The sequence below is a fragment of the Streptomyces sp. P17 genome (assembly GCF_032436805.1).
GTDB lineage: Bacteria > Actinomycetota > Actinomycetes > Streptomycetales > Streptomycetaceae > Streptomyces.
The window spans coordinates 1-338 of the sequence record NZ_JAVRBF010000486.1; the positions used below are offsets into that span (position 1 = coordinate 1).

1 protein-coding gene is annotated in these 338 nt (G+C 44.4%); it reads right to left on the bottom strand.

The genetic code is table 11. The annotated features are described in order from the left end of the window. Positions 1-38: 38 nt before the first annotated feature. The gene (locus tag RMT89_RS41820; RefSeq protein ID WP_315888990.1) at positions 39-251 is read right to left on the bottom strand and encodes an iron chelate uptake ABC transporter family permease subunit; all 213 of its coding nucleotides are present in this window, start codon (positions 249-251) and stop codon (positions 39-41) included. Between the last annotated feature and the right edge of the window lie 87 nt (positions 252-338).

The window sequence follows — 338 nt, forward strand, 5'->3', positions numbered from 1 at the left end:
GTTGTGTAATGCAATTTGTTCTACGCAATCCCATCGCATCACCAACCTGCTATAGCGAGGGCAAACCCACAGATCAGAGCGACACAAAGCCGTGGCAGATAGGTCAAATGGGTAATGACATGTTGATAATTGTTTGAGTCAAAGTGCCACACCGTATTCCAGATCAGCGTAATGCCTTGCGAATAGGGTGCTGTCGCTTGTAATAATGCGACAATAAAACAAAATAATGCCACCAAGAGCAAAGTGGTCATCGATAATTTTATTTTGTTGGACTGGGGAAGACTTATGGTCGGGATCATTGCACGATCAACCGCTCAGTAATGTGGTCACTAAAACGC